Here is a 22,766-nt window from a genome sequence, read left to right as displayed (position 1 = left end):
GCCCGGGAGGTCCTCGACCCATGAGCGAACGGCTGAACCTGATGTCCCCCGCGATGCTCGCCGACCCGTACCCCACCTACGCGGCGCTGCGGCGCGACGCGCCCGTGTGCCAGGTGGACCCGGGCGGCTTCTGGGCGGTGACCCGCCACGACGACATCCTCGCCGTCCTCAAGGACCCGGAGCTGTTCTCGTCCGAGGGCTTCCGCGCCGCCACGAAGCCGGCGTGGCTCGGGCACAACCCGTTCGGCGACTCCATGATCGTGCTCGACCCGCCGGCGCACGGCCGCCTGCGCTCGCTCGTGAGCCGCGCCTTCGCGCCCGCGGCCATGGCCCGCCTCGAGGCGCGCGTGCGCTTCTTCGCGGACGACCTCGCGGCGCGCCTGCCGCTCGGCGAGCCGGTCGACTGGGTCGAGGCGCTCGCCATGCCGCTGCCCGCGAGCGTCATCGGCGAGCTCCTCGGCCTGGATGCCTCGCTTCACCCGCGCTTCAAGCGCTGGACGGACGACCTCACCGGCATCAGCCCGGTCACGCCGGACATGACGGCGCGCATGGAGGAGATCCGCACCACGGTGCGCGAGGCCGAACAGTACATGACCGAGGTGCTGGCCCGCCGCCGCCGCGAGCCCGCCGATGACATGGTGACCGACCTCCTGCGCGCCCAGGTCGACGGCGAGTCGCTCACGGACGCAGAGCTCATGAGCTTCCTGTTCCTGCTCCTCGTCGGCGGCCTGGAGACCACGGTGCACCTCCTGAGCCACACCGCGCGGCAGCTCATCGCGCACCCGGAGGTGCACGACCGCGTGCGCGCGGATCCCGCGCAGATCCCGCGGCTCGTGGACGAGGTCCTGCGCTACGAGCCGCCGGTGCGGTCGGTGTACCGGGTCGCCACGGCCGACACCGAGCTGAGCGGCGTGCGCATCCCCCGGGGCGCCAGGGTGCTCGTGGTGATCGGCTCCGCCGCGCGGGACGAGGCGCACTTCCCGGACGCGCACCGGTTCGACATCGACAGGGGCAGCGTCACGCACGTGCCGTTCGGGCACGGCGTCCACTTCTGCCTTGGCGCGCCGCTCGCCCGGCTGGAGGCCCGGCTGGCGTTCACCGCGCTCCTGCCGCGCGTCCGCCGCTTCACCGAGGCCGGCCCGGCGGTGTGGCGGCGATCGATCTCCGTCCGCGGGGTGACGTCGCTCCCCCTCGTGGCGCACCCGGCGTGACGCGTGGCGCCCCCGGTCCGGCGCGCGGCGCCCCCGGCCTGAGCGCGAAGGTCGCGCTCACCAGCGGGTCCAGCGGGCGATCCGGTTCACGCGCGTGTAGCCGCTGCCATCGTTCGAGAGCCCGTACGACGTCGCGACCTCGGTCTCCAGGTGCGGGCCCCAGCCGTGGTCGAGGATCGGATCGTCGGCGTTCTCGTCGGCGTCCGCGCCGAGGTTGTAGACGAAGCAATGCCCGTAGTGCTGCGTGACGCCCGCGTAGGCGGTCGCGCAGTTGCCGTCGCCCTTTGTGTCCCCGTCGAGGTCCGGCGAGGACCACCCGGTGCCGAACTGCCAGTTGAAGAGGTTGTCCTCGCCCCCCGCGACGCGGACCGGCGCGAGGAGCTGCATGGTCTCTGGAGCGATGCCCTCCGCGGTCGCGCGGAGCACCTCGGCGACGGTCCCCCGGATGTCCTCGATCTCGTCGCGGTATTCCCGGCCGGCCATGTACAGGCCAGGCTGGTAATGGTTGCTGTCGAGCGACGGCTCCCCCTTGGGGCTTAGCCGATCGGCATACAGGATCTTCCAGAACTCGAGTGTGGGCCCGTCCTCCTCGCCGACGCTGTTGTAGACGAGCGCCCACCGCCCGCCGTCCGCCGGCTCACCGCAGTGGACCTGGAGCGGCTCCGCTGGGCCGGTCCCGTCGGGATCGATCGTGTAGACGCCGGCCGGGGCGCTGTCGGGTACGGCGCCGCACCGATCGTAGACGCACCCGGCGCCCGCCTCGACGTCGCAGCGCGCGTCCGCGGGGGGGCTCCCGCCAGCCCCGCCGGCCCCGCCGGCCCCACCGGCTCCAGCGTCCGGTTGCAGGTGATAGGGCCTGTCCAGGCCGGCCACCGTCGTGCACCCGCAGGCCAGCAGGCACGCCGTCGCCAACACCCACGTTGCGGACCCGCTCCTCATCCCGATCCCTCTCCGCACCGCATCACCTTGTCCGGCCGTGTGCTGGCCACGTCCCATGTCGCGCGGACGCTACCGTCTCACCTGCGGCCAGGCAACCCACACACAGGAACCCGCCGTCCGGCGGCGAGCCCGTCCGGCGGCGAGCCCGGTGGAGCGGCGGCAGCGCGGGACCGAGGGCGACCCCCGGGCGCGCTCACCAGCGCGTCCAGCGGGAGATCCGCTTCACGCGCGTGTACTGGGTGCCGTCGTTCGAGAGCTCGAAACGCTCCGCGACCTCGGTATCCAGGTGCGGTCCCCAGTCGTCGTCGGCGATCGCCGCGTCCACCGACTGGCCGGCGGTCGGCTCGTCCGCGTCCGCGCCGAGGCTGTAGACGAAGCAGCTCCCGTAGTGCTGCGTGACGTCCCCATACGCGACAGCGCAGTTGCGGTCGCTCATGTCGTCCCCGTCGAAGTCCGGCGAGGACCACCCGGCGCCGAACTGGTTGGCGAAGATCTTGTCGATGTCCTCTCCGTCCTCGTCGACGTGCTTCGGGGTGACGAGCTCCGGGCTGGAGAGCGTCATGTCCTCGGCGTCGATGCCCGCGGCGGTCGCGAAAAGGACCTCGGCGACCTTCCCGTCGGTGTCCTCGATCTCGTCGCGGTATTCCCGGCCAGCGCTGTACAGGCCAGGCTGGTAATGGTTGTCGTCGAGCGACGGCTTCCCCTTGGGGCTGAGCCGGGCGCGATACGGGATGTTCCAGAACGCACGCGTCGTCCCGTGCTCCTCGTCGACGCGGCCGCCGACGCTGTTGTAGACGAGCGCCCATCGCCCGCCGTCCGCCGGCTCACCGCAGTGGACCTGGAGCGGCTCCTGTGGGCCGGTTCCGTCGGGATCGATCGTGTAGACGCCGCCCGGGGCGCCGTCGGGCACGGCGCTGCACCGATCGTAGACGCACCCCGCGCCCGCCTCGACGTCGCAGCGCGCGTCCGCGGGGGGGCTCCCGCCTGCCCCCCCAGCCCCGTCGTCCGGATGCAGGTGATAGCGCCTGTCCAGGCCCGCCACGGTCGTGCAGCCGCAGGCCAGCAAGCACGTCGTCACCAACACCCACGTCGCGGCCCCGCTCCTCATCCCGATCCCCCTCACATCGCGGTTTCCGGCCCTGCGTGGCCACCGGCGTCGCGTCGACGCTACCGCCTCACCTGCGGCCGAGCAAGTAACGCCGAGCGTCCCGACGAGCCCGGTGGAGCCGATGCCATGGGACCCGCGGCGACCCGCTGCGGCGGCGTCCTTCACGTCCTCGGCGTCCTGGCGCTCTTTGCCTTTCCTGTGTCCGGAGCGCAGCGCCCGCCGCGCCCGAGCACCTCGCCGCGGCAAGGACCAGGGAGCGGCGATGCGCCGCGCGCTGGCGATTGACGATCAGCGCTCGCTTCATTGCGAATGATGAAAAAATATCACGCAGAAACTGGAATGAAACACGCGCCCATGCATGGTCCTTGGCGGATCATGGGCCCATGTAGGGTTGAGACCATCCCGGGCCAACACCTGCCGCGACATCGCGCTCGGTGCGCCGATTCGCCGCGGGGCTGACCTGGCTCCTCTTCGAACCACAGGGCGGTTTCGACCGGCGGCGTCGCGGCGCGCGACAGCGCCGGTCTGCCGCGACCGACGGGCGCCATGGTCCATTGCGACCGCGTCGCCACGTCCATTCCCCGCATTGCCCCTATTTCCAGGCAAAGGACCCTTTGAATGAAGAAACGGCAACCTTCGAACGACGCATCGAGCGCCTCGCCCCCCGGCCGGCGGCGATTCCTCGGCGGCGCGCTGGGGCTCGGGGGAGCCGCGCTCCTCCCGGCCTGCGGTTCGCGGTCCGACGATCCCGGCCCGCCCGCCTCGAACGCGGCGCCCCTCGCGGCGGGCGCCGACAGGCCGGAGGTGTCCGAGCTGCGCTTCGGCATCATCGCGCTGACCGATTGCTCGCCGATCGTCATCGCGCACGAGAAGGGGTTCTTCAAGAGATACGGGATCAACTCCACCATCGTGAAGGGCGCGAGCTGGGCCGCGATCCGCGACTCGCTGTCGAACGGCGATCTCCAGGCGACGCACATGCTCTTCGGCATGCCGCTCGCCTCGACGATGGGCCTCCTCGGGTCACCGAAGAAGCCGATGGTCATCCCGTGGCTGCTCAACCGCAACGGCCAGGCGATCACGATGAAGAGCGACCTCCGGGGCAAGGTCGCCGGCGACCCCAGGGCGCTCAGGCCGTTCGTGGAGGAGGCGCGGGCGAAGGGGGCGCCCATGACCTTCGCGATGACGTTCCCCCCCGGGACGCACGCGATGTGGACCCGCTATTACCTCGGCGCGGGCGGCATCCACCCGGACAGGGACGTCGCGCTCGTCACCATCCCCCCCGCGCAGATGGTCGCCAACATGAAGGTGGGCAAGATGGATGGGTACTGCGTCGGCGAGCCGTGGGGCGCCCGGGCGATCGCCGACGAGATCGGCTACACCGCCATCACGACCCAGGAGCTCTGGAAGGACCACCCAGAGAAGGTGTGCGCGTTCACCGCGGAGTTCGCCGAGAAGAACCCGAAGACGGTGAAGGCCGTGATCAAGGCCCTCCACGAGGCGAGCGTCTGGCTCGACAAGCTCGACAACCGCCCCGAGCAGGCGGACATCGTGTCGAGGCCGACCTACATCAACTGCCCGCCGGAGCTCATCCTGGGCCGGATGCAGGGCCATTACGACTACGGCGACGGGCGGAAGAAAGAGGACAGGGACTACATGATCTTCAGCGACCGGAACTGCAACTATCCGCAGCCGAAATACGCGCTCTGGTGGCTCAGCCAGTTCCGCCGCTGGGGCATGGTGGAGGGGAAGCCGGACTACGAGGGGATCGTCAAGCAGGTCATGCGCCCCGACCTCTACGAGGAGGCCATGAAGGAGCTCGGCGCCCCGCACGGCGGCCCGAGCGACGAGCCCGAGACGCTCTTCGACGGCGTGACGTTCGATCCGAAGGACCCCGAGAGGTACGCGACGTCGTTCCCGGTCCACGCCCTGAAGGGATGACCCCCACACCGCCGGGCGCCGCGCTGTCCGGCGGCGCCCGGCGAGCGACGCGATGAAGGAGTGCTGCATGAGCGAGGCGAAGGCGATCTCTCCCAGGATTCGAGTTGACCACATGATCCTGCCCCTCTTCGGGGTGGCGTGCGTGATCGGGCTGTGGGCCGCCGCGAGCAGCCTGTGGGCCCAGACGCTGCCCTCTCCCCTCAAGACGTGGGAGGTGAGCAGGCCGTACATCTTCGAGCCGTTCGAGAAGCGCGGCGAGCTCGATCAGGGCATCCTCCGCTTCACCTGGTACTCGCTCCAGCGGGTCGCCAAGGGCTACACCCTGGCGATCCTGCTCGGGACGCCCATCGGGTTCTTCCTTGGCGCGTCGAAGCTGTTCCGGTCGAGCTTCGATCCGATCATCCAGATCCTGCGCCCCGTCTCGCCGCTCGCCTGGCTCCCGCTCGGGCTCGTGCTCTTCCAGAAGCCGGACCCGGCCGGCGTCTTCACCATCGCGATGTGCTCGATGTGGCCGACGGTCCTCAACACGGCGCTCGGGGTGCGGTCGATCCCCCAGGATTACATGAACGTCGCGCGGGTGCTCCGTCTCTCGCGCACGAAGACGCTGTTCAAGGTGCAGCTCCCCGCCGCGCTGCCGTACATGTTCACCGGCTTCCGGCTCAGCCTCGGCATCGCGTGGCTCGTCATCGTCGCCGTGGAGATGCTGACCGGCTCGCCGGGGGTCGGCGGCTTCCTCTGGCAGGAGTACAACAGCCTCATCTACGAGCACATCATCCTGTGCATCATCACCATCGGGGTCGTCGGCTTCCTCCTCGACGCCCTCATGAGCCTCGTCGAGCGCAGGCTCAAGCTGGCGGGAGGGTGACGCCGATGCCGCTCGTCGAGCTGCGCAACGTGGGGAAGAGCTACGGCGGCGGGGCCACCCGCACCGAGGTGCTTCGCGACGTCAACCTCGAGATCGAACAGGGCGAGTTCGTCGCCGTGGTCGGCTATTCGGGGGCCGGGAAGACGACCCTCATGTCGCTCGTCGCCGGGCTCCTCCGGCCGGACACGGGGGTGGTGAAGCTGAACGGCAAGGAGGTGGAGGGGCCGGGGCCCGACCGCGGCGTCATCTTCCAGAACTACTCCCTCCTTCCCTGGCTCACGGTCCATGAGAACATCTACCTGGCCGTGGACCAGATCTTCTCGTCCTGGCCCGCGGAGCGGAAGCGCGAGCACACGGAGCGGTACATCGCGATGGTGAAGCTCACCGCCGCCCGCGACAAGAAGCCGGCGCAGCTCTCCGGGGGCATGCGCCAGCGCGTCTCCGTGGCGCGGGCGCTCGCCATGGATCCGGAGGTCCTCCTGATGGACGAGCCGTTCGGCGCGCTCGACGCGCTCACGCGCGCGGCGCTCCAGGACGAGACAGCGCGGATCTGGCGGGCCACCCGGAAGACCGTGCTGCTCATCACGAACGACGTGGACGAGGGCATCCTCCTCGCCGACAGGATCATCCCGCTCAGCAAGGGGCCGGGCGCCACGCTGGGGCCGGGCATCGCCGTCGATCTCGACAGGCCGCGCGATCGAAAGGCCATCAACCACGATCCGCGCTTCAAGGAGATCCGCGGCGCGGTCATCAGCTACCTGCTCGGCCCCGGCGCCGGGGCCATGGCAGGCGCGGGCGCTCCCGGCGCGGCGCGGGGCGCGGAGGCGGTCGCATGAAGAAGTATCTCGAGATCTGGAACGTCACGAAGACCTTTCCCACGCCGGACGGGCCCGCGGTCGTCGTCCGCAACTTCGATCTGAACCTCAAGAAGGGAGAGTTCCTGTCGCTCATCGGCCACTCGGGCTGCGGCAAGTCCACCGTGCTGTCGATGGTCGCGGGCCTTTGCGAGATAACGAGCGGCGGCATCGTCCTCGCGGGCCGGCAGATCCAGGGGCCCGGCCCGGATCGCGGGGTCGTGTTCCAGTCGCCGTGCCTCCTGCACTGGATGACCGCGCTCGAGAACGTCCTGCTCGGCGTCGAGCAGGTCCACCGGCAGAAGAGCAAAAAGGACTGCAGCGAGATCGCGACCCACTACCTCGAGCTCGTGGGGCTCGGGCCGTCGATGCACAAGAAGCCGCGCGAGCTGTCCTCGGGCATGCAGCAGCGGGTCGGGCTGGCGCGCGCCTTCGCGCTGTCGCCGAAGATGCTCCTCCTCGATGAGCCCTTCGGCATGCTCGACTCGCTCACGCGGTTCGAGCTCCAGGAGGTGCTCATGGACCTGTGGGCCGAGGACCAGAAGACGGCGCTGATGGTCACGCACGACGTGGACGAGGCCCTGTTCCTGTCGGACCGCATTGCCATGATGACGAACGGCCCGGGGGCGCGGGTCGGCGAGATCCTCGCCGTGCCGTTCCCGCACCCGCGGGAACGGCAGGCGGTGCTCGAGGATCCGATGTACTACCCCCTCCGCGAGCGGCTCATCTCGTTCCTGGAGAGCCAGGCGCACAAGGACCCGCCGGCCGCGGAGAGCGCACCCGAGGCCGCCCCGGAGCCCGCCGTGAAGGCGGGGCGCTCCTGGACCGCGCTCTGGAAGGGCAGCAGGACGTCGGCCTGACGCGGCGCGCGAGGTCGAGAGAGCGCCTGAGGCCGCCAGGGCGACGCGGCGCGCGAGGTCGAAAGAGCGCCTGAAACCGCCATGGCGCTGTGGGCGCGCGATCTAGACAGGATCCGCCGAGGGTGCGAATCTGCGGGGCCGCCGTTTGCGGCTGCCCCGGGCGGTCAAGCTCCCTGGCGAGGTGAGATGCTCTCCGCAACGTGTACCGTAGGCCAGAAGATTTACAGTGATGCGGCGGTCGATGTGTTCAAGGGCACCTGGGGCGAGGGCTGGAAGCCCGTCGCCATCAAGGTCCTGAAGAACGAGTTCCCGAGCTCGCGCGAGCTGGCCTCGCTGCGGCACGAGTACAACGTCCTCCGCGAGCTCGACGTCGAGGGCGTCGTCAAGGCCTACGGGATCGAGAAGCACAGGAATGGCCTCGCCCTCGTCGTCGAGCGGCCGAGCGACACGACGCTCCACGACATCCTCCGCGCGGGGCGGCTGGAGCTCAAGGCGGCGCTGACGATCGCCCGCTCCGCCGCCCGGATCCTCGACGAGGTCCACCGCCGCAAGGTCATCCACAAGGACGTCAAGCCGCACAACCTCCTCGTCGATCCGGACACGCTCGAGGTCCACCTCGTCGGCTTCAGCATCGCCGCGCTCCTGCCGCAGGAGACGCAGCAGGCGGTGAGCCCCGAGGCGCTCGAGGGGACGCTCGCGTACATGTCGCCCGAGCAGACCGGCCGGATGAACCGCGTCATCGACCGCCGCACCGACCTCTACTCGCTCGGCGTGACGCTCTACCAGATGCTCACCGGGGCGCTGCCCTTCGCCGAGGGCGAGCCGATGGATCTCATCCACGGCCACATCGCGAGGACGCCGGTGCCCCCGTCCGAGCGGGCGCCCGGGATCCCCGAGGCGGTCTCCCGCATCGTGATGAAGCTGATGGCCAAGAACGCGGAGGATCGCTACCAGAGCGCCTTCGGGCTCGTGGCCGATCTCGACACGTGCCTGCGCCAGCTCTCGACGACGGGCGCCGTGGCGCCGTTCCCGCTCGGCCAGCGCGACCTCCCCGACACGCTGCGCATCCCGCAGAAGCTCTACGGCCGCGCCGAGGAGGAGCGGGCGCTGCTCGCCGCCTTCGAGCGCGCCGCCGGGGGCGAGCGCGAGCTGCTCCTCGTGTCGGGGTACTCGGGCATGGGCAAGTCGGCCCTCGTGAACGAGATCCACAGGGCCATCGCCCAGCGGGGCGGCTACTTCGCCGCGGGGAAGTTCGACCAGCTGAACCGCGGCGTCCCGTATGCCTCCATCGCGCGCGCGTTCCGCGAGCTCATCCGCCACATCCTCACCGAGCGGCCCGAGCAGCTCGCGCGGTGGAGCGCGGCGCTCGAGGGCGCCCTGGGCACGAGCGGCCAGCTGCTCGTCGATCTCATCCCGGAGCTCCAGTGGATCGTCGGCCAGCAGCCCGCCGTCCAGCCGCTCGGGCCGGCGGAGTCGCAGGCGCGCTTCCACGCGGTCTTCAAGGCGTTCCTCCACGTCTTCGCGCGGGTCGACCACCCGCTCGTGCTCTTCCTGGACGATCTCCAGTGGGCCGATCCGGCCTCGCTGAAGCTCCTCCAGGTCGTCGCCGCCGATCCGGAGCGCGCGCACCTGCTCGTCATCGGCGCCTACCGCGACAACGAGGTCTACGAGGCGCACCCGCTGCGCGTCGCGGTCGGCGAGTTCCAGAAGGCGGGGGCGCCGCTGCGCGAGCTCGAGCTCCGGCCGCTCGCCCTCGCCGACGTGATCGAGCTCCTCTCGGACACGCTCTCCGCCGCGCGCGAGGACGTCGAGCCGCTCGCCCGCGTCGTGTTCGACAGGACCCGGAGCAACCCGTTCTTCGTGCGGCAGTTCCTCGGCGCGCTCCACGCCGAGGGGCTGCTCCGCTTCGAGGCGGGCGCGTGGACGTGGGACATCGAGCGCATCCGGCGGCGCACGGTCACGGACAACGTCGTCGACTTCATGGCGCGCCGGCTCGCGGAGCTCGAGCCCGATCTCCAGCGCGTCCTCAAGCTGGCGGCGTGCATCGGGCACGAGTTCGACCTGCGCTCGCTGGCGGTCATCAGCGAGCGGCCGCCGCACGAGACCGTGGCCGCGCTGTGGAAGATCCTGCAAGAGGGCCTGATCTCGCCCGTGGACGCCGACTACCGCCTCGCGCACGCGACCGACGGCGAGGCGCGGGGCGGCGTCGACTGGCGCGTCAGCTACCGCTTCCTGCACGACCGCGTCCAGCAGGCGGCCTACTCGCTCATCGACGACGACCGCAAGCGCGAGGTCCACCTCCGGATCGGGCGGCTCATGCTCGCGAGCAGCGACGACGCCGCGCGCGACGAGGCGCTCTTCGATATCGTCAATCACTTCAACATCGCGGCGCCCCTCGTGACCTCCCCGGAGGAGCGCGCCACGGCCGCCGAGCTGAACCTCGCCGCCGGCAGGCGGGCCAAGGCGGCCACCGCCTACGAGGCCGCCGCGGGCTATCTCCGCGCGGGCATGGGGTTCCTGCCGGGCGGCGGCTTCGAGGAGCGCTACGACCTCGCCCTCGCGCTGCACAGGGAGCGCGCCGAGGTCGAGTCGCTGTGCGGCGCCTTCGACGAGGCGGAGCGGCTCTGTGCAGCGGCGCTCGCGCGCGCCAGGACGGCGATCGACAAGGTGTCGATTCACATCGTCCAGGCGAATCAATACCTCCTCCAGTGGCGCAACCACGAGGCGACCCTCGTGCAGAAGGCCGGCCTCCGGCTCCTCGGGTGCCCGATCCCCGAGGAAAGGGCCGAGGTCGCCGCGCTGCTGGAGCAGGAGCTCGCGGCGGTGCCCGTCCTCCTCGGCGGGCGGAGCATCGAGGAGCTCGCGCACGCCCCGAGGACGACGAACCCCGAGCACCCGCTGACCCTGGAGCTGCTCGTCAACCTGTTCTTCGGGGCGTACAACTCCAGCGATCAGACGCTCGCGAACCTCGCCATCGTGAAGATGGTGACGCTGTCGCTGAAGCACGGCAACAGCGACATGTCCGCCTTCGGCTACGTCGCCTACGGGATGGTGGTGGGCCCGCTCCTCGGCGAGTACGAGACGGCCTACAGGTTCGGCAAGATGGCCATCGAGCTGGCCGAACAGCTCGACAACCTCGTCCTCCGGGCCAAGACATACCACATCTTCTCCGCGGACGTGCACAGCTGGACGCAGCACCTGCGGCGGGCAGACCCGTATTACGATCGGGTCTACGAGCTCGGGCTCCAGGCCGGCGACTGGACGGCCATGGGCTACATGATCAGCCAGAGCGGCTCGGACAGGCTCACCTACGGGATGGCCCTCCCGGAGCTCGCGCGCCTGACCGACGTGCACCTCGCCTTCCTGAAGCGCGCCAGGAGCCACGATATCATCGACATCCTCCTCGCGGGCGTGATCCAGCCCATCAAGTGCCTCCAGGGGCTGACGAGGAGCCGGTTCAGCTTCGACGACGACGCGTTCGACGAGGCGGCGTACACGGAGAAGCACGGCGGCTCGCCCTACCACATGGGGTGGCTCTATCACGCAAAGATCCGGAATGCCTATCTGTTCGGCGACCGCGCGCGCTTCGCCGAGCTCATGCCGAAGCTCGCTGTCATCGAGGCCGCGCTGCCGACGCACGCCAAGGTGCCGGAGGCGACGTTCTACACGGGGCTCATGCGGCTCGCCGCCTGGGAGTCCGCCGGCGACGCCGAGCGCAAGGAGCACGAGGAGCACATCGAGCGGCTCCTCGGGCGGATGAAGCGCTGGGCCGACGCCGGGCCGGACAACGTCCTTCACAAGCACGTGCTCCTCCTCGCGGAGAAGGCCCGCGTCGAGGGCCGTATCGCCGAGGCGATGGACCTCTACGAGTGGGGGATCGAGGCGGCGCGCCAGGCGGATTACGTCAACAACCAGGCGCTCGGGAACGAGCTGTACGGCAGGTTCTGGCTCGCCCAGGGCAGGACCGAGTTCGCGGGCACCTTCCTGCGCAGGGCCATGTACCTGTACGAGCGCTGGGGGGCGAGCGCCAAGGTCGAGGCGCTGCGCGAGGAGCTCGCGCCGCTCGCCTCGCCGGCCCTCGGCCTGCCCGGGGGCCTCTCGCCGTCGTCTGGTGCGATGGGCGGCGCGACGGCCGGCGCGGGCTCCGGGCTCGCCCCGGGGGAGCTCTGCGATCTCGCCGCGTTCCTGAAGACGGCGCAGGCCATCTCGAGCGAGATCGTGCTGGACAAGGTGCTCGAGCAGGTGCTTCGCAACGTGATCAAGAGCGCCGGGGCGAGCCGGGGGTTCCTGATCCTCGCGCGCGGCGAGGGGCTCACGGTCGAGGCGATGGTGTCTGTCGATCCCGACACGGTGCGCCTCGGGCTCGCGACGCCCATGGAGGAGCGCCTCGATCTCGCCCGCCCCGTCGTTCACTACGTCGCGCGCTCGCGCGAGGCGGTCGTCATCGGGCGCGCGGAGGACGACCCGCGCCTCGCGGGCGACCCCCACGTGAGCGCGCGCCGGCCGAGGTCGATCCTCGGCTTGCCGCTGCTGCACCAGGGCAGGCTGAGCGGCGTGCTGTACCTCGAGAACCAGCTCGCCGAGCACGCCTTCACCGCCGATCGCATCGAGCTCCTGCGGCTGCTCTCGTCGCAGGCCGCGGTGGCGGTCGAGAACGCGCTGCTCTACGCCGATCTGGAGTCCGTGAGCGCCGAGCTCCGGCGGGCGAACGAGCGGCTGGAGCAGGAGGTCAAGCAGCGCACCGAGGAGCTCTCGCAGGCCAACGCGCGGCTCTCCGCCCAGAGCGAGGAGCTGAAGGAGACGAACCTGCGCCTCTTGCACGAGCTCGGCGAGCGCGAGCGCGCGGAGCGGTCCCGCGCCGAGCTGCACGAGGCGGTGATCCGGTTCCAGCGCGAGAAGATCGCGGAGCTCTCGACGCCGCTCGTGCCGATCACGAAGGACGTCATGGTCATGCCGCTCATCGGCACGCTGGACGAGGAGCGGGCGCAGGAGGTGCTGCAAACGCTGCTCGACGGCGCGACGAGGAGCAGCGCCCGGGTCGTCATCATCGACGTGACCGGGATCAGGCAGGTCGACAACCGCGTCGCGAACGCGCTCATCGACGCGGCCAACGCGCTCCGGCTGCTCGGGGCCCAGGCCGTGCTGACCGGCATTCGCGGCGAGGTCGCGCGCGCGCTCGTCGAGCTCGACGTCGACCTCACGCGCATCGTGATTCGCGGGACGCTGCAGAGCGGGATCGCGTACGCGGTCGGGCGCTCGGGCGCCGTCCTCGCGTGACGCGCGCGGCGTCGAATCGTGTGGACACATACGCGGCGGATCGCGCATGATGAGCGCGCGAGTTGGCCGGGGGACTGTGCTCCATCGCGATCCATCGTGACGGCGCGGCGTGCGCTGATACGAGGCGCGCGGTACGGCCGGGGCAGGGCGGCTCCTCGCGGCCGGAGGGGTGAGGGGATGTTGAAGAGCATCGGTCGGTTCGTCGTCGGGGTCTGCATGGCGGGGCTCGCGGCCCTCGGCTGCGAGAGCAACGGCGGCGGCGGCGGCAGCGCGGCGCCGGCGTCCGGCGCGAAGCCGAAGCTCGCCTACATCACCAACGGCGTCGCGCCGTTCTGGACCATCGCCGAGAAGGGGGTCATCGACGGAGCGAAGGAGTATGGCGCGGAGGTGAGCGTCGTGATGCCGAGCGACGTCAACGACCAGATGCAGCGGGTCGAGGACCTGCTCATCCGCGGCGTCGACGGCATCGCGATCAGCCCGATCGACGCGGAGAACCAGGTCCCGCTGCTCAACAAGGCGGCCTCGAGGACCAAGCTCATCACGCAGGACTCCGACGCGCCGAAGAGCGATCGCATCGTGTACATCGGCATCGACAACTACGTCGCTGGCCGGATGGCGGGGCAGCTCGTGAAAGAGGCGATCCCGGGCGGCGGGAAGGTGGCGATCCTGGTCGGGCGCCTGGAGGGCGACAACGCCAGGAAGCGCCGGCAGGGCGTGCTCGACGAGCTCCTCGATCGCGCCGACACGAGCGGCGGCAACGACCCGCTGAACGAGGTCCTGAAGGGGGCGAAGTACACGATCGTCGCGACGCTGACCGATCAGATCGACGCGGCGAAGGCCAAGAGCAACGCCGAGGACATGATGTCGGCGCACCCGGACCTCGTGGGGCTCATCGGCCTGAACGCCTACCACACGCCGGCGTTGCTCGAGGCGGTCAAGCAGGCGAAGAAGATGAGCTCGATCCAGGTCGTCGGCTTCGACGAGCAGGACGCGACGCTCCGCGCGATCCAGGACGGCGAGGTGGTCGGCACGGTGGTGCAGAACCCGTACATGTACGGCAAGGAGTCGGTGCGCGTGCTCGCGGCGCTCGTGCGGGGCGACGACTCGGTGGTGCCCCCGAACAAGTTCATCTCCCTGCCGGCCCGGCAGATCCGCAAGGCAAACCTCCCCGAGTTCTGGGCGGATCTGAAGCAGAAGGCCGCGAAGCCGGACTGACCTGCGGCGCTGCGCGCGCCGCGCGCCGAGACGGTCGACGACACCCCTCCTGCGCATGACGTCCTCTCCGCCCCATCAAGGCGCCCCGCCGCTGCTCGAAGCGCGCGGGCTCACGAAGCGCTTCCCCGGCGTGCTCGCGCTCAGCGACGTTCACCTCGCGCTCGGCCGCGGCGAGGTGCTCGGCATCGTCGGCGAGAACGGCGCCGGCAAGAGCACCCTCATGAAGATCCTCGCCGGCGTCGAGGCCCCCGACGCCGGCGAGATCGTCCTCGACGGGCGGCCCGTCGCGCTCGGCTCCGTGCGAGAGGCGCTCTCCCGCGGCATCGCGCTCATCCACCAGGAGCTCAACCTGGCGGACAACCTCGATATCGCGGCCAACATCTTCCTCGGCCGCGAGCCGCGGCGGGGCGGCTTCATCGACGAGGGGAGGATGGAGCGCGACGCGCGGGCGCTCATGGCGCGGGTCGGCCTCGCCGGGTCGCCGCGCGCGCTCGTCGGCGGCCTCTCCCTCGGGCAGCGCCACCTCGTGGAGATCGCCAAGGCGCTCTCGGCCAGCGCCCGGGTGCTCATCATGGATGAGCCCACGTCGTGCCTGTCGCCGCGCGAGGCCGAGGCCCTCTTCCAGGTGGTGCGCGAGCTCCGCGCGGGCGGCATCAGCGTCGTGTACATCTCCCATCGCCTCGGCGAGGTGAGGGCGCTGTGCGACCGCGTGCTCGTGCTGCGCGACGGCGAGAACGCCGGCGAGCTCGGGCGCGACGAGGTGACCCACGACAGCATGGTGCGGCTCATGGTGGGGCGCGATCTCTCGCAGTTCTATCCGCACGTCCCGCACCCGCCGGGCGAGCCCTTGCTCGAGGTCTCCGGCCTCCGGACGGCGCGGCACCCGGAGCGCGCGCTGAGCTTCACGGTGCGCGCCGGGGAGATCGTCGGCGTGGCGGGCCTGCTCGGCGCGGGGCGCACGTCGCTGCTGAAGGCGCTCTTCGGCGTCGCGCCGGCGGCCGCGGGCTCCGTCCGCGTGGCCGGGCGCGAGGTCACCCCGCGCACCCCGCGCGACGCGATCGCGGCCGGGATCGGCCTCGTCCCCGAGGACCGCCAGCAACAGGGCATCATCCTGGAGATGGCCGTGCGGGCGAACGTGAGCCTGCCGAGCCTCCAGCGGACGCAGCGCCGCGGGGTGCTCGACCGTGCGGGCGAGCGCCGGATGTCGGCGCAGATCGTCCGCGAGCTCGGCGTGAGGACGCCGAGCGACGTGCAGCCCGTTCAGCACCTCTCCGGCGGCAACCAGCAGAAGGTGGTCATCGGAAAGTGGCTGTCGATGTCGCCCCGCGTGCTCCTGCTGGACGAGCCGACGCGCGGGATCGACGTCGGGGCGAAGCACGAGATCTACCAGCTCATGGAGCGGCTGGCCGCGAGCGGCATGGCGACCCTGTTCGTGTCGAGCGACATGGAGGAGGTGATCGGCATGTCCGACCGCGCGCTGGTGATGCACGAGGGGCGCATCGCCGGGGAGCTCGGCCGCGCCGCGCTGAGCGAGGAGGCGATCATGCAGCTCGCGACAGGCAGCGGCGTCGCGGCCTGAGCCGGAGCGTTCGAGACGGTGGCGAGGCCAGAGGAGCATGCCAGTGACGACGACGACACGTGACCCCCGGGCGCCGGACGCCGATTCGCCAGCGCCGCTCGCGCCGCCAGTGCCGCTCGCGCCGACCGCGCCGCTCGCGCCGACGACGCGGCGGAAGGTGCTCGGCGTCTTCTGGCTCCTCCTGGCCGTGTCGCTCGGCACCGCGCTCCTCAACGGCAGGTTCCTGCTGGCGGAGAACCTCGAGAACCTGATCCGCCGGACTGCGCTGTTCGGCATCCTCGGCATCGGCGCCGGCTTCGTGATCATCACCGGCGGCATCGACCTGTCGATCGGCTCCGTCGTGGCGCTCGCCGGCTGCATGCTGCCGTGGCTCCTCGCGGTCCATCACTGGCCGCCCTCCGCCGCCGTGCCCCTGCTGCTCGGCATCGCGCTCTGCATCGGGCTCGCGCACGGCCTGCTGATCACGAAGCTCCGGCTCCAGCCGTTCGTCGTCACGCTCTGCGGGCTCCTCCTGTACCGGGGCACCGCGCGCGGGATCGCGGGCGACCAGACGCAGGGGTTCGGCGTCGGGTTCGAGTCGCTGCGTTATCTGGCGGTGGGCAGCCCGTTCTCCGTCCCTGTGCCGTTCCTCTCGTGGATCTCCGAGGGGCGGTTCAGCCCCTATGCGGTGCACCCGTTCACCGGCGTGAAGACGCGCCTCGATCCGATCACGTGGATCGATATCCCGATGCCGTTCCTGCTGTTCCTCGCCATCGCGATCGCGGCGTCCGTCTTCCTGAACCGCACGATTTACGGCCGCTATCTCATGGCGCTCGGCCGCAACGAGCAGGCGGCCCGCTACAGCGGGGTCGACACCGACCGGATGACGATCCTGGCCTATGTCCTCTGCTCGCTGCTCTCCTGCTTCGGCGGCATGCTGTTCGCGCTCGAGGTCAACTCGGCCCAGCCGGTCGATTTCGGCAATTTCTACGAGCTCTACGCGATCGCGGCCGCCGTCCTCGGCGGCTTCAGCCTGCGCGGCGGCGAGGGGGCGGTGATGGGCGTCGTCCTCGGCACCGCGCTGATGCAGGTCCTTCGCAACGCCATCAACATGCTGGGTGTCCCCACCCAGATCGAGTTCGCCGTCATCGGCGCCGTGATCCTGAGCGGCGTCATCGCCGATGAGCTGGTGAGGCGGTACGCGGCGGCGCGGCGAAAGCTCGCCCGCTCGTGATCGGATCCCCGCGCGCGGCGCACCGCATCTGGCACATGGCACGTGCCACGCGGCGACGGCGCGACGAGGCGCGATCCTCGTGCGCCGCGCGTCGCGATGCTGCCGTTCGGCCCGCGCGCAAGGGCTGCTCCCGGACGTGATCCATCGCACGCAGCCCGTCCGCTCTCCATGATACCGCCCATCGCGTGCCGCACTCGGCGGCTCGACCGCGACGCGGCGATCATACAGCGATCGCTGACACCGCCGTTGATCCGCGCGCGGCGGCCGTGATCCTCCCAGCCGACCACCGGCCGGCCGTGATGCCGATTCCGGCGATAGCGCCTCGCGATCGTCCTCGGTGATTGAAGGGCGCTGGCGGCGCGCGCCCCACATTGCCGGCACGCAACCTGCCAGGAGCGCTCTCCGGGGGAGCCGCCTCGCCGGAGAGCGCCGCTGTTCGCGGCGGCCCGGCGACAGCGCCTTTCCTGCCTGCCATCGCGCCACCGCGAAGCAGGGTCGCTGCGATCGAAACCACCGGCTCAACAAGCCACATCCCCAACTGGAGGTATGGATGTTCACGTCACTTCCATCCGGGCCCGTCTCGACCCGCTCTCGAACGCTCGCCGACGCGCCGATCTCCTCGCGCCGCATGGCGCCCGCCTTCGCCGGCGCGCCGGTCTCGGAGCGGGACGAGCTCGCCGCGCTCCTCTCGGCCCTCCTCTCGCTCGTCCAGCAGCGCCGGGACATCTGGATCCCGCTCGCGTTCGGCGCGATCGGCTTCACGCCGATCGTTTGCCTCTCGCTCGCCATCTTCGAGATCGCCCCGCTGCACGTCTCGACACCCGCGGTGGTGCTCCCGTCGTTCATCGCCGCCATCGCGCTCGGCGTCCGGTTCCCTCGTTACGGACGGATCGCGGCCAAGGGCTACCTGATCTCGCTCGCGGGGGTGCTCCTCTACGACGCCGAGCGCGCGCCCTGGATGCTGACCGGCGCGTGGAGCGACTTCGTCCCCAGGATCGGCGCGTTCCTGCTCGATCGGGAGCAGGAGCACGCGGCGCTCGGGTATGCCTGGCGCTGGCTCGGCAACGGCGGCGGGATGGGCATCACGTTCGTCATGGTCTATCCGCTCCTCTCGCGGCGACGCAACGTCGTCCATTCCGCGCTGGTCTATGGCGTCTTCATCTGGCTTTGCATGATCGTCACCTTGCTCGTCGCCCCGCGCGGCGAGGAGATGCTGTTCGAGCTCACGCCGAAGACGCTGGCCTTCAGCCTGCTGGGGCACCTCGTGTTCGGGGGCACCATCGGCGCGCTGATGCGCTGGACGGGGCTCAACGTGAGGCCGTACGCCGCGGACCGGCGGGCGCCCGCGCCGATCTCCGTCCGGAAGTAACCGAGTCGCCGAGTCGCCGAGTCGCCGAGTACCCGAGTACCCGAGCAACTGGCCGCCGCCGCGCGCCTCCGCGCGCGGCGGCGGCCACCTCCCACCACGCCCGAGCAGCGCCGCCGCCGACGTCGTCGCGGCGCACCATGCTCTGGAGCGAGCGTCCGCTCGCTCTCCCCCGAACCCACCGGAACCACCGGCTCCCTGGCGCAGAGCGCGATGCCGGTCTCCCGCGATCGCCCGGGCGCCACGGCCTGGTGCGCTGGACAGGAAACCGACACCTGCGTGCTACGCTGAGGACTGCGGGGTTCACGGCGGAGCAGCGCGGGCCGGTCGCGTGGCCCGGGCCAGGGCGCGCTTGCGCCCTGCGAAAGCACAACGGAGTCCAGCACTTACGGTGGCCGCGCAGGGGTGCTCCAGGGCGCTGCCGGGTGGAAAGGGGTTGCTGATGTTGAAGCGGGTTTGCTGTGGAACTGTAATTTTGCATCTCGCGCTGGGGCTCGCGGGTTGCGCCGCCGACGCGGGGGATCCCGCGTCCGGGGAGTCCGCGGTCCCGTTCGGGCGCGGCGGCTCGGCTCCGGCGATGGACATGAAGATCCTCGCCGCGGGCTCGGGGGTACCCTCGGTGTGGGGGCCGGCCGACAAGTCCTTCCTTGGCACCTCGACGACCTCGACGTCGAGGGTCTATTTCACCGGCCACCGCGGCATCGTGTCCGAGGTCTTCTACCCGGTGCTCGACACGGTCAACACCGTCGATCTGCAGTTCCTCGTGGGGGATACGGCCAAGACGTTCGTCGACGAGGAGAAGCTCCAGGACTACACGGTCACCCAGCCGGACAAGCGCTCGATGCGGTGGCAGGCGACGACCACGAGCGGCCAGCACAGCTGGCGGATCACGAAGACCATCTTCACCGATCCGGGGCGCAACGCGCTGATCCAGCGGGTCAAGTTCGACGCGCTGAACGGCAGGAACGTCACCCAGTTCAACCTCTACCTGCTCCACAACCCGGCGATGGACAACTCCGGCGCCGGCGACACGTCGAGGACCGTCACGGCGGGGACGCGCACGATGCTCGTCGCCTCGGAGAACAGCCGCTTCTCGGCGCTGGCGATCTCGCGGGCGTGGAAGGCGGGCGCTGGCGGGCTGCCGATGGTGTCGAGCGGCTTCGTCGGCCAGACGGACGGCTGGACCGACCTGCTCGGCGGCAACAGCGACAGGACGATGAGCTGGCGCAACGACCTCGCGAGCGGCGGCAACGTGGCGCAGATGGGCTGGATCGATCTCGGCGCGAGCGCCGTCACGAGCGTCTCGTTCGACGTTGTCCTCGCCTTCGGCGCCACCCAGGCCGAGGCGACCTCCACCGCCAACGCGACGCTCGGCAGCAACCTCGCCACCCTGCAAGGCACCTACGACAGCGGGTGGAAGACCTACACGAACGGGCTGAACAACCAGGGCGGCACGGCCGACGACCAGTATTACCTCGCGGCGATGGCGCTCAAGACGATCCAGGACAAGTCGAACGGCGCGATGATCGCCGGCATGGGCACGCCGTGGGGCGAGAGCAGCGGCGACAGCAACAATGGCGGCTACCACCTCGTCTGGCCGCGCGACCTGTTCAAGTTCGCCGGAGCGCTCGTGACGGCCGGCGACACGGCGACCGCCACGTCCGTGGTCAATTACCTGTTCAACACGCTGCAGCAGACGAGCGACTGCGGCGGTAGCGAGTACAACGCGGAGGGCTGCCCGCAGGGCTACAGCCGCGTCGGCCGCTTCCCGCAGAACGCCTGGGTCAGCGGCTGGCAGTACTGGCAGGGAACGCAGATGGACGAGCAGGCGATGCCGATCATCCTCGCGTGGCGGCTCGGCGCGTCGGTGTACAACCCGCTGTGGCCCAGGATCAAGAAGACCGCCGATTACATCGTCAAGACGGGCCCGTGGACGCAGCAGGAGCGCTGGGAGGAGAACTCCGGGTACTCGCCGTCGACGATCGCCGCGGAGATCGCGGGCCTCGTCTGCGCCGCGACGATCGCCCGCGCGAACGGCGACACCGCCAGCGCTGCCCGCTACCTGGCCGCCGCGGACTACTGGCAGCAGAGCGTCGACCGGTGGACGTTCACGACGACCGGCTTCCACGGTGAAGACGGCAGGTACTACATCCGCATGAACACGGCGGAGCGGGGCAACACCGGCACCGGACCCCAGATCTATAACCCCGTGTCAGGCCCCGACGCAGCCATCATGATCACGCACGGCAACGGCGGCGGCACGCACGATCAGCGGTACATCATCGACGGCGGGTTCCTCGAGCTCGTGCGGATGGGCGTGAAGAGGGCGAACGACCCGTCGATCGTCGCGACCTTGCCGAAGTACGACGAGGTCCTCATGCGGAAGGTTCCCAACAAGGGTTATGCCTGGTTCCGCTACAACTACGACGGTTATGGCGAGAAGAACGACGGCGGCGCCTACGACGGCCTCACCGGCCGTGGTCGGCTGTGGCCCATCTTCACCGCCGAGCGCGGCATGTTCGAGATCGCCAAGACGGGCATGGGCAGCAACGGCGTCTCCTTCCTGAACACGGTGAAGGCGTTCTCGACGCCGCAGGGCTTCATCCCCGAGCAGGTGTGGAGCGAGGAGACGGACGTCACCGGCTGGGACGTCGACCTGCCGATGGGCGCGACGGCCGGCACGCCGACCCGGTCGATGAGCCCGCTGAACTGGGCGATGGGCGAGTACATCAGCCTGCTGGCGTCGATCCGGGCGGGCAAGGTCGTCGACATCCCGTCCGTCGTCTGCGGCCGCTACAACGCCTGCGTCGTGCCGCCCGCGGCCGGCGAGGTGGCCGTCACGTTCGACGTGACAGCGCAGACCGTGACGGGCCAGCACGTGTACGTCACCGGCAACACCCCGGCGCTGGGCAACTGGAACACCGATCTCGGCATTCCGCTCGCGGTCGATACGACCACGTACCCCGTGTGGAAGAACCGCGTCAACCTGCCGGTCAGCAGCGCCGTGCAGTACAAGGTCTATCGCAAGAACGCCGACGGCAGCGTGACCTGGGAGAACCTGCCGGGCGGCGGCAACCGCACGATGAACACCCCTGCGAGCGGGACGCTCGCGCGGAACGACACGGTGACCTGGTAAGACAGCGCGGCGCGGGCGAGGGGAGCGGTGGAGGGGTGAGGTGAAGGGGTGAGCGGCGCGCTCTCCCGGGGGCTGGCCGTGGCCGCCGGGCGCGCCGCTCAGCGCTTCATGAGCCCGAGGATCACCTGCTCGGTCTGCTCGACGAGCGCCGCCACCAGCTCGGCGGCCGGCCGCGGCCTGGCGAGGGCGGCGCTCTGGCCTGCCCACAGGGACAGGTGGTCGTCGCGCTCCGCCGCCGCCGCGGCCCGGCGGATGGGCTGGGTGAGCCAGTTCTGGACCGGATAGTCGGGCACGTCGGCCTCGTGCGGCGTCATGGCCTCGACGAACTCGTTGACGAGGCCGCGCGCCGTGCGGCCCGAGAACACCCGCGTGAGCACGGTCGTGCGCGCGCGCGGCGACGCGAGCGCGCGGCGGTGGCCGGCGCTCGCGCCCGACTCGTCGCAGGCGAGGAAGGCCGTCCCGATCTGCACCCCGTCGGCGCCGAGCGCGAGCGCCGCCGCCACGCCGCGGCCGTCGGCGATGCCGCCCGCGGCGACGACGGGCGCCCGCACCGCGTCGACGACCTGCGGCACGAGCGACAGCGTGCCGACGAGCGACTCGCGCACCGGCCGCAGGAACGCGCCCCGGTGCCCGCCCGCGTCGCTGCCCGAGGCCACGATGACGTCGATGCCGGCGTCGTCGAGCGCCATCGCCTCGTCGACCGTGGTGGCGGTGCCGACGAGGGCGATCCCCCGCGCCTTGGCCGCGTCGACGACCGCGGCGGGCGGGACCCCCATGACGAAGCTGAGGACCTGCGGCCGCGCGTCGAGCGCGGCCTCGACCTGCTCCTCGAAGCGCGGGGTGAACGCGGCGGGCACCTCGGGGTCGGGCAGGCCGAGCTGCCGCAGGATGGGGCGCAGGCGCGCCACGTGCCGCTCGAGCTCCGCGGGCGCGATGCTGGACGGCTCGCCGGGCTGCGGGACCCACAGGTTGAGCGCGAACGGGTGCGGCGTGAGCCGCCGGAGCTCGGCGGCGAGCTCGCCGATCTGCGGCGGGGTCAAGAAGTGGGCCCCGAACGACCCGAGCCCGCCGGCGTTCGAGACGGCGGCCGCCAGCGCGGCCGTGGACAGGCCGCCCCCGAAGGGGCCCTGGATGATGGGGAGACGCAGGCCGAGCTGTCGCGTGAGGCGTGTATCGGTCCACATGGGCGAGCTCTCTCTTCTCTT

Annotated in this window: 14 protein-coding genes; 11 read left to right on the top strand and 3 right to left on the bottom strand. The window is 70.8% G+C overall.

Features of this window, described 5'->3' with window-relative positions; genetic code table 11:
* The first annotated feature begins 20 nt into the window (after positions 1 to 20).
* Complete coding sequence (locus tag WMF24_RS21455; protein ID WP_437738290.1) at positions 21 to 1,211, top strand: cytochrome P450; 1,191 nt, start codon at positions 21 to 23, stop codon at positions 1,209 to 1,211.
* 57 nt (positions 1,212 to 1,268) lie between these two features.
* Here the strand turns inward: WMF24_RS21455 and WMF24_RS21450 are convergent, their stop codons facing one another.
* Both WMF24_RS21450 and WMF24_RS21445 read right to left on the bottom strand, forming a co-directional pair.
* Positions 1,269 to 2,150, bottom strand: coding sequence for a fibrinogen-like YCDxxxxGGGW domain-containing protein (locus WMF24_RS21450; RefSeq protein ID WP_437738289.1), 882 nt, complete (start codon positions 2,148 to 2,150; stop codon positions 1,269 to 1,271).
* Positions 2,151 to 2,343: 193 nt separating this feature from the next.
* Positions 2,344 to 3,258: a fibrinogen-like YCDxxxxGGGW domain-containing protein gene (locus WMF24_RS21445; RefSeq protein WP_437738288.1), complete on the bottom strand. Its 915-nt coding sequence runs from the start codon at positions 3,256 to 3,258 to the stop codon at positions 2,344 to 2,346.
* 618 nt (positions 3,259 to 3,876) lie between these two features.
* On the opposite strand from WMF24_RS21445, the gene WMF24_RS21440 reads away from it, so the two are divergent.
* The 10 genes from WMF24_RS21440 (at position 3,877) to WMF24_RS21395 (ending at position 21,561) form a co-directional block, all read left to right on the top strand.
* The gene (locus WMF24_RS21440; protein WP_437738287.1) at positions 3,877 to 5,196 is read left to right on the top strand and encodes a CmpA/NrtA family ABC transporter substrate-binding protein; all 1,320 of its coding nucleotides are present in this window, start codon (positions 3,877 to 3,879) and stop codon (positions 5,194 to 5,196) included.
* A 67-nt stretch (positions 5,197 to 5,263) separates the two neighbouring features.
* Positions 5,264 to 6,061, top strand: coding sequence for a nitrate ABC transporter permease (gene ntrB / locus WMF24_RS21435; RefSeq protein WP_437291885.1), 798 nt, complete (start codon positions 5,264 to 5,266; stop codon positions 6,059 to 6,061).
* 5 nt (positions 6,062 to 6,066) lie between these two features.
* Positions 6,067 to 6,897: an ABC transporter ATP-binding protein gene (locus WMF24_RS21430; protein ID WP_437738286.1), complete on the top strand. Its 831-nt coding sequence runs from the start codon at positions 6,067 to 6,069 to the stop codon at positions 6,895 to 6,897.
* A complete protein-coding gene (locus WMF24_RS21425; protein WP_437738285.1) occupies positions 6,894 to 7,775 on the top strand; it encodes an ABC transporter ATP-binding protein in 882 nt (293 codons plus the stop codon). The genes WMF24_RS21430 and WMF24_RS21425 overlap by 4 nt, the downstream gene beginning before the upstream one ends.
* 186 nt (positions 7,776 to 7,961) lie before the next feature.
* The gene (locus WMF24_RS21420) at positions 7,962 to 13,052 is read left to right on the top strand and encodes an AAA family ATPase (RefSeq protein WP_437738284.1); all 5,091 of its coding nucleotides are present in this window, start codon (positions 7,962 to 7,964) and stop codon (positions 13,050 to 13,052) included.
* A gap of 177 nt (positions 13,053 to 13,229) precedes the next feature.
* Positions 13,230 to 14,267 carry a sugar-binding protein gene (locus tag WMF24_RS21415; RefSeq protein ID WP_437738283.1) on the top strand — a complete coding sequence of 346 codons (1,038 nt, stop codon included), beginning with the start codon at positions 13,230 to 13,232 and terminating at the stop codon, positions 14,265 to 14,267.
* Positions 14,268 to 14,322: 55 nt separating this feature from the next.
* Complete coding sequence (locus WMF24_RS21410) at positions 14,323 to 15,846, top strand: sugar ABC transporter ATP-binding protein (protein WP_437738282.1); 1,524 nt, start codon at positions 14,323 to 14,325, stop codon at positions 15,844 to 15,846.
* A gap of 43 nt (positions 15,847 to 15,889) precedes the next feature.
* A complete protein-coding gene (locus tag WMF24_RS21405; RefSeq protein WP_437738281.1) occupies positions 15,890 to 17,059 on the top strand; it encodes an ABC transporter permease in 1,170 nt (389 codons plus the stop codon).
* 550 nt (positions 17,060 to 17,609) lie between these two features.
* Positions 17,610 to 18,428, top strand: coding sequence for a hypothetical protein (locus WMF24_RS21400; RefSeq protein WP_437738280.1), 819 nt, complete (start codon positions 17,610 to 17,612; stop codon positions 18,426 to 18,428).
* A 439-nt stretch (positions 18,429 to 18,867) separates the two neighbouring features.
* The gene (locus WMF24_RS21395) at positions 18,868 to 21,561 is read left to right on the top strand and encodes a glycoside hydrolase family 15 protein (RefSeq protein WP_437738279.1); all 2,694 of its coding nucleotides are present in this window, start codon (positions 18,868 to 18,870) and stop codon (positions 21,559 to 21,561) included.
* Between the two features lie 98 nt (positions 21,562 to 21,659).
* Here the strand turns inward: WMF24_RS21395 and WMF24_RS21390 are convergent, their stop codons facing one another.
* On the bottom strand, positions 21,660 to 22,745 hold the full coding sequence (locus WMF24_RS21390) for an NAD(P)H-dependent flavin oxidoreductase (RefSeq protein ID WP_437738278.1): 1,086 nt from the start codon (positions 22,743 to 22,745) through the stop codon (positions 21,660 to 21,662).
* Positions 22,746 to 22,766: the final 21 nt, after the last annotated feature.

The organism is Sorangium sp. So ce1335, from assembly GCF_051521615.1.
Taxonomy (GTDB): domain Bacteria; phylum Myxococcota_A; class Polyangia; order Polyangiales; family Polyangiaceae; genus Sorangium.
This window is presented reverse-complemented; position numbering and strand designations above follow the sequence as displayed.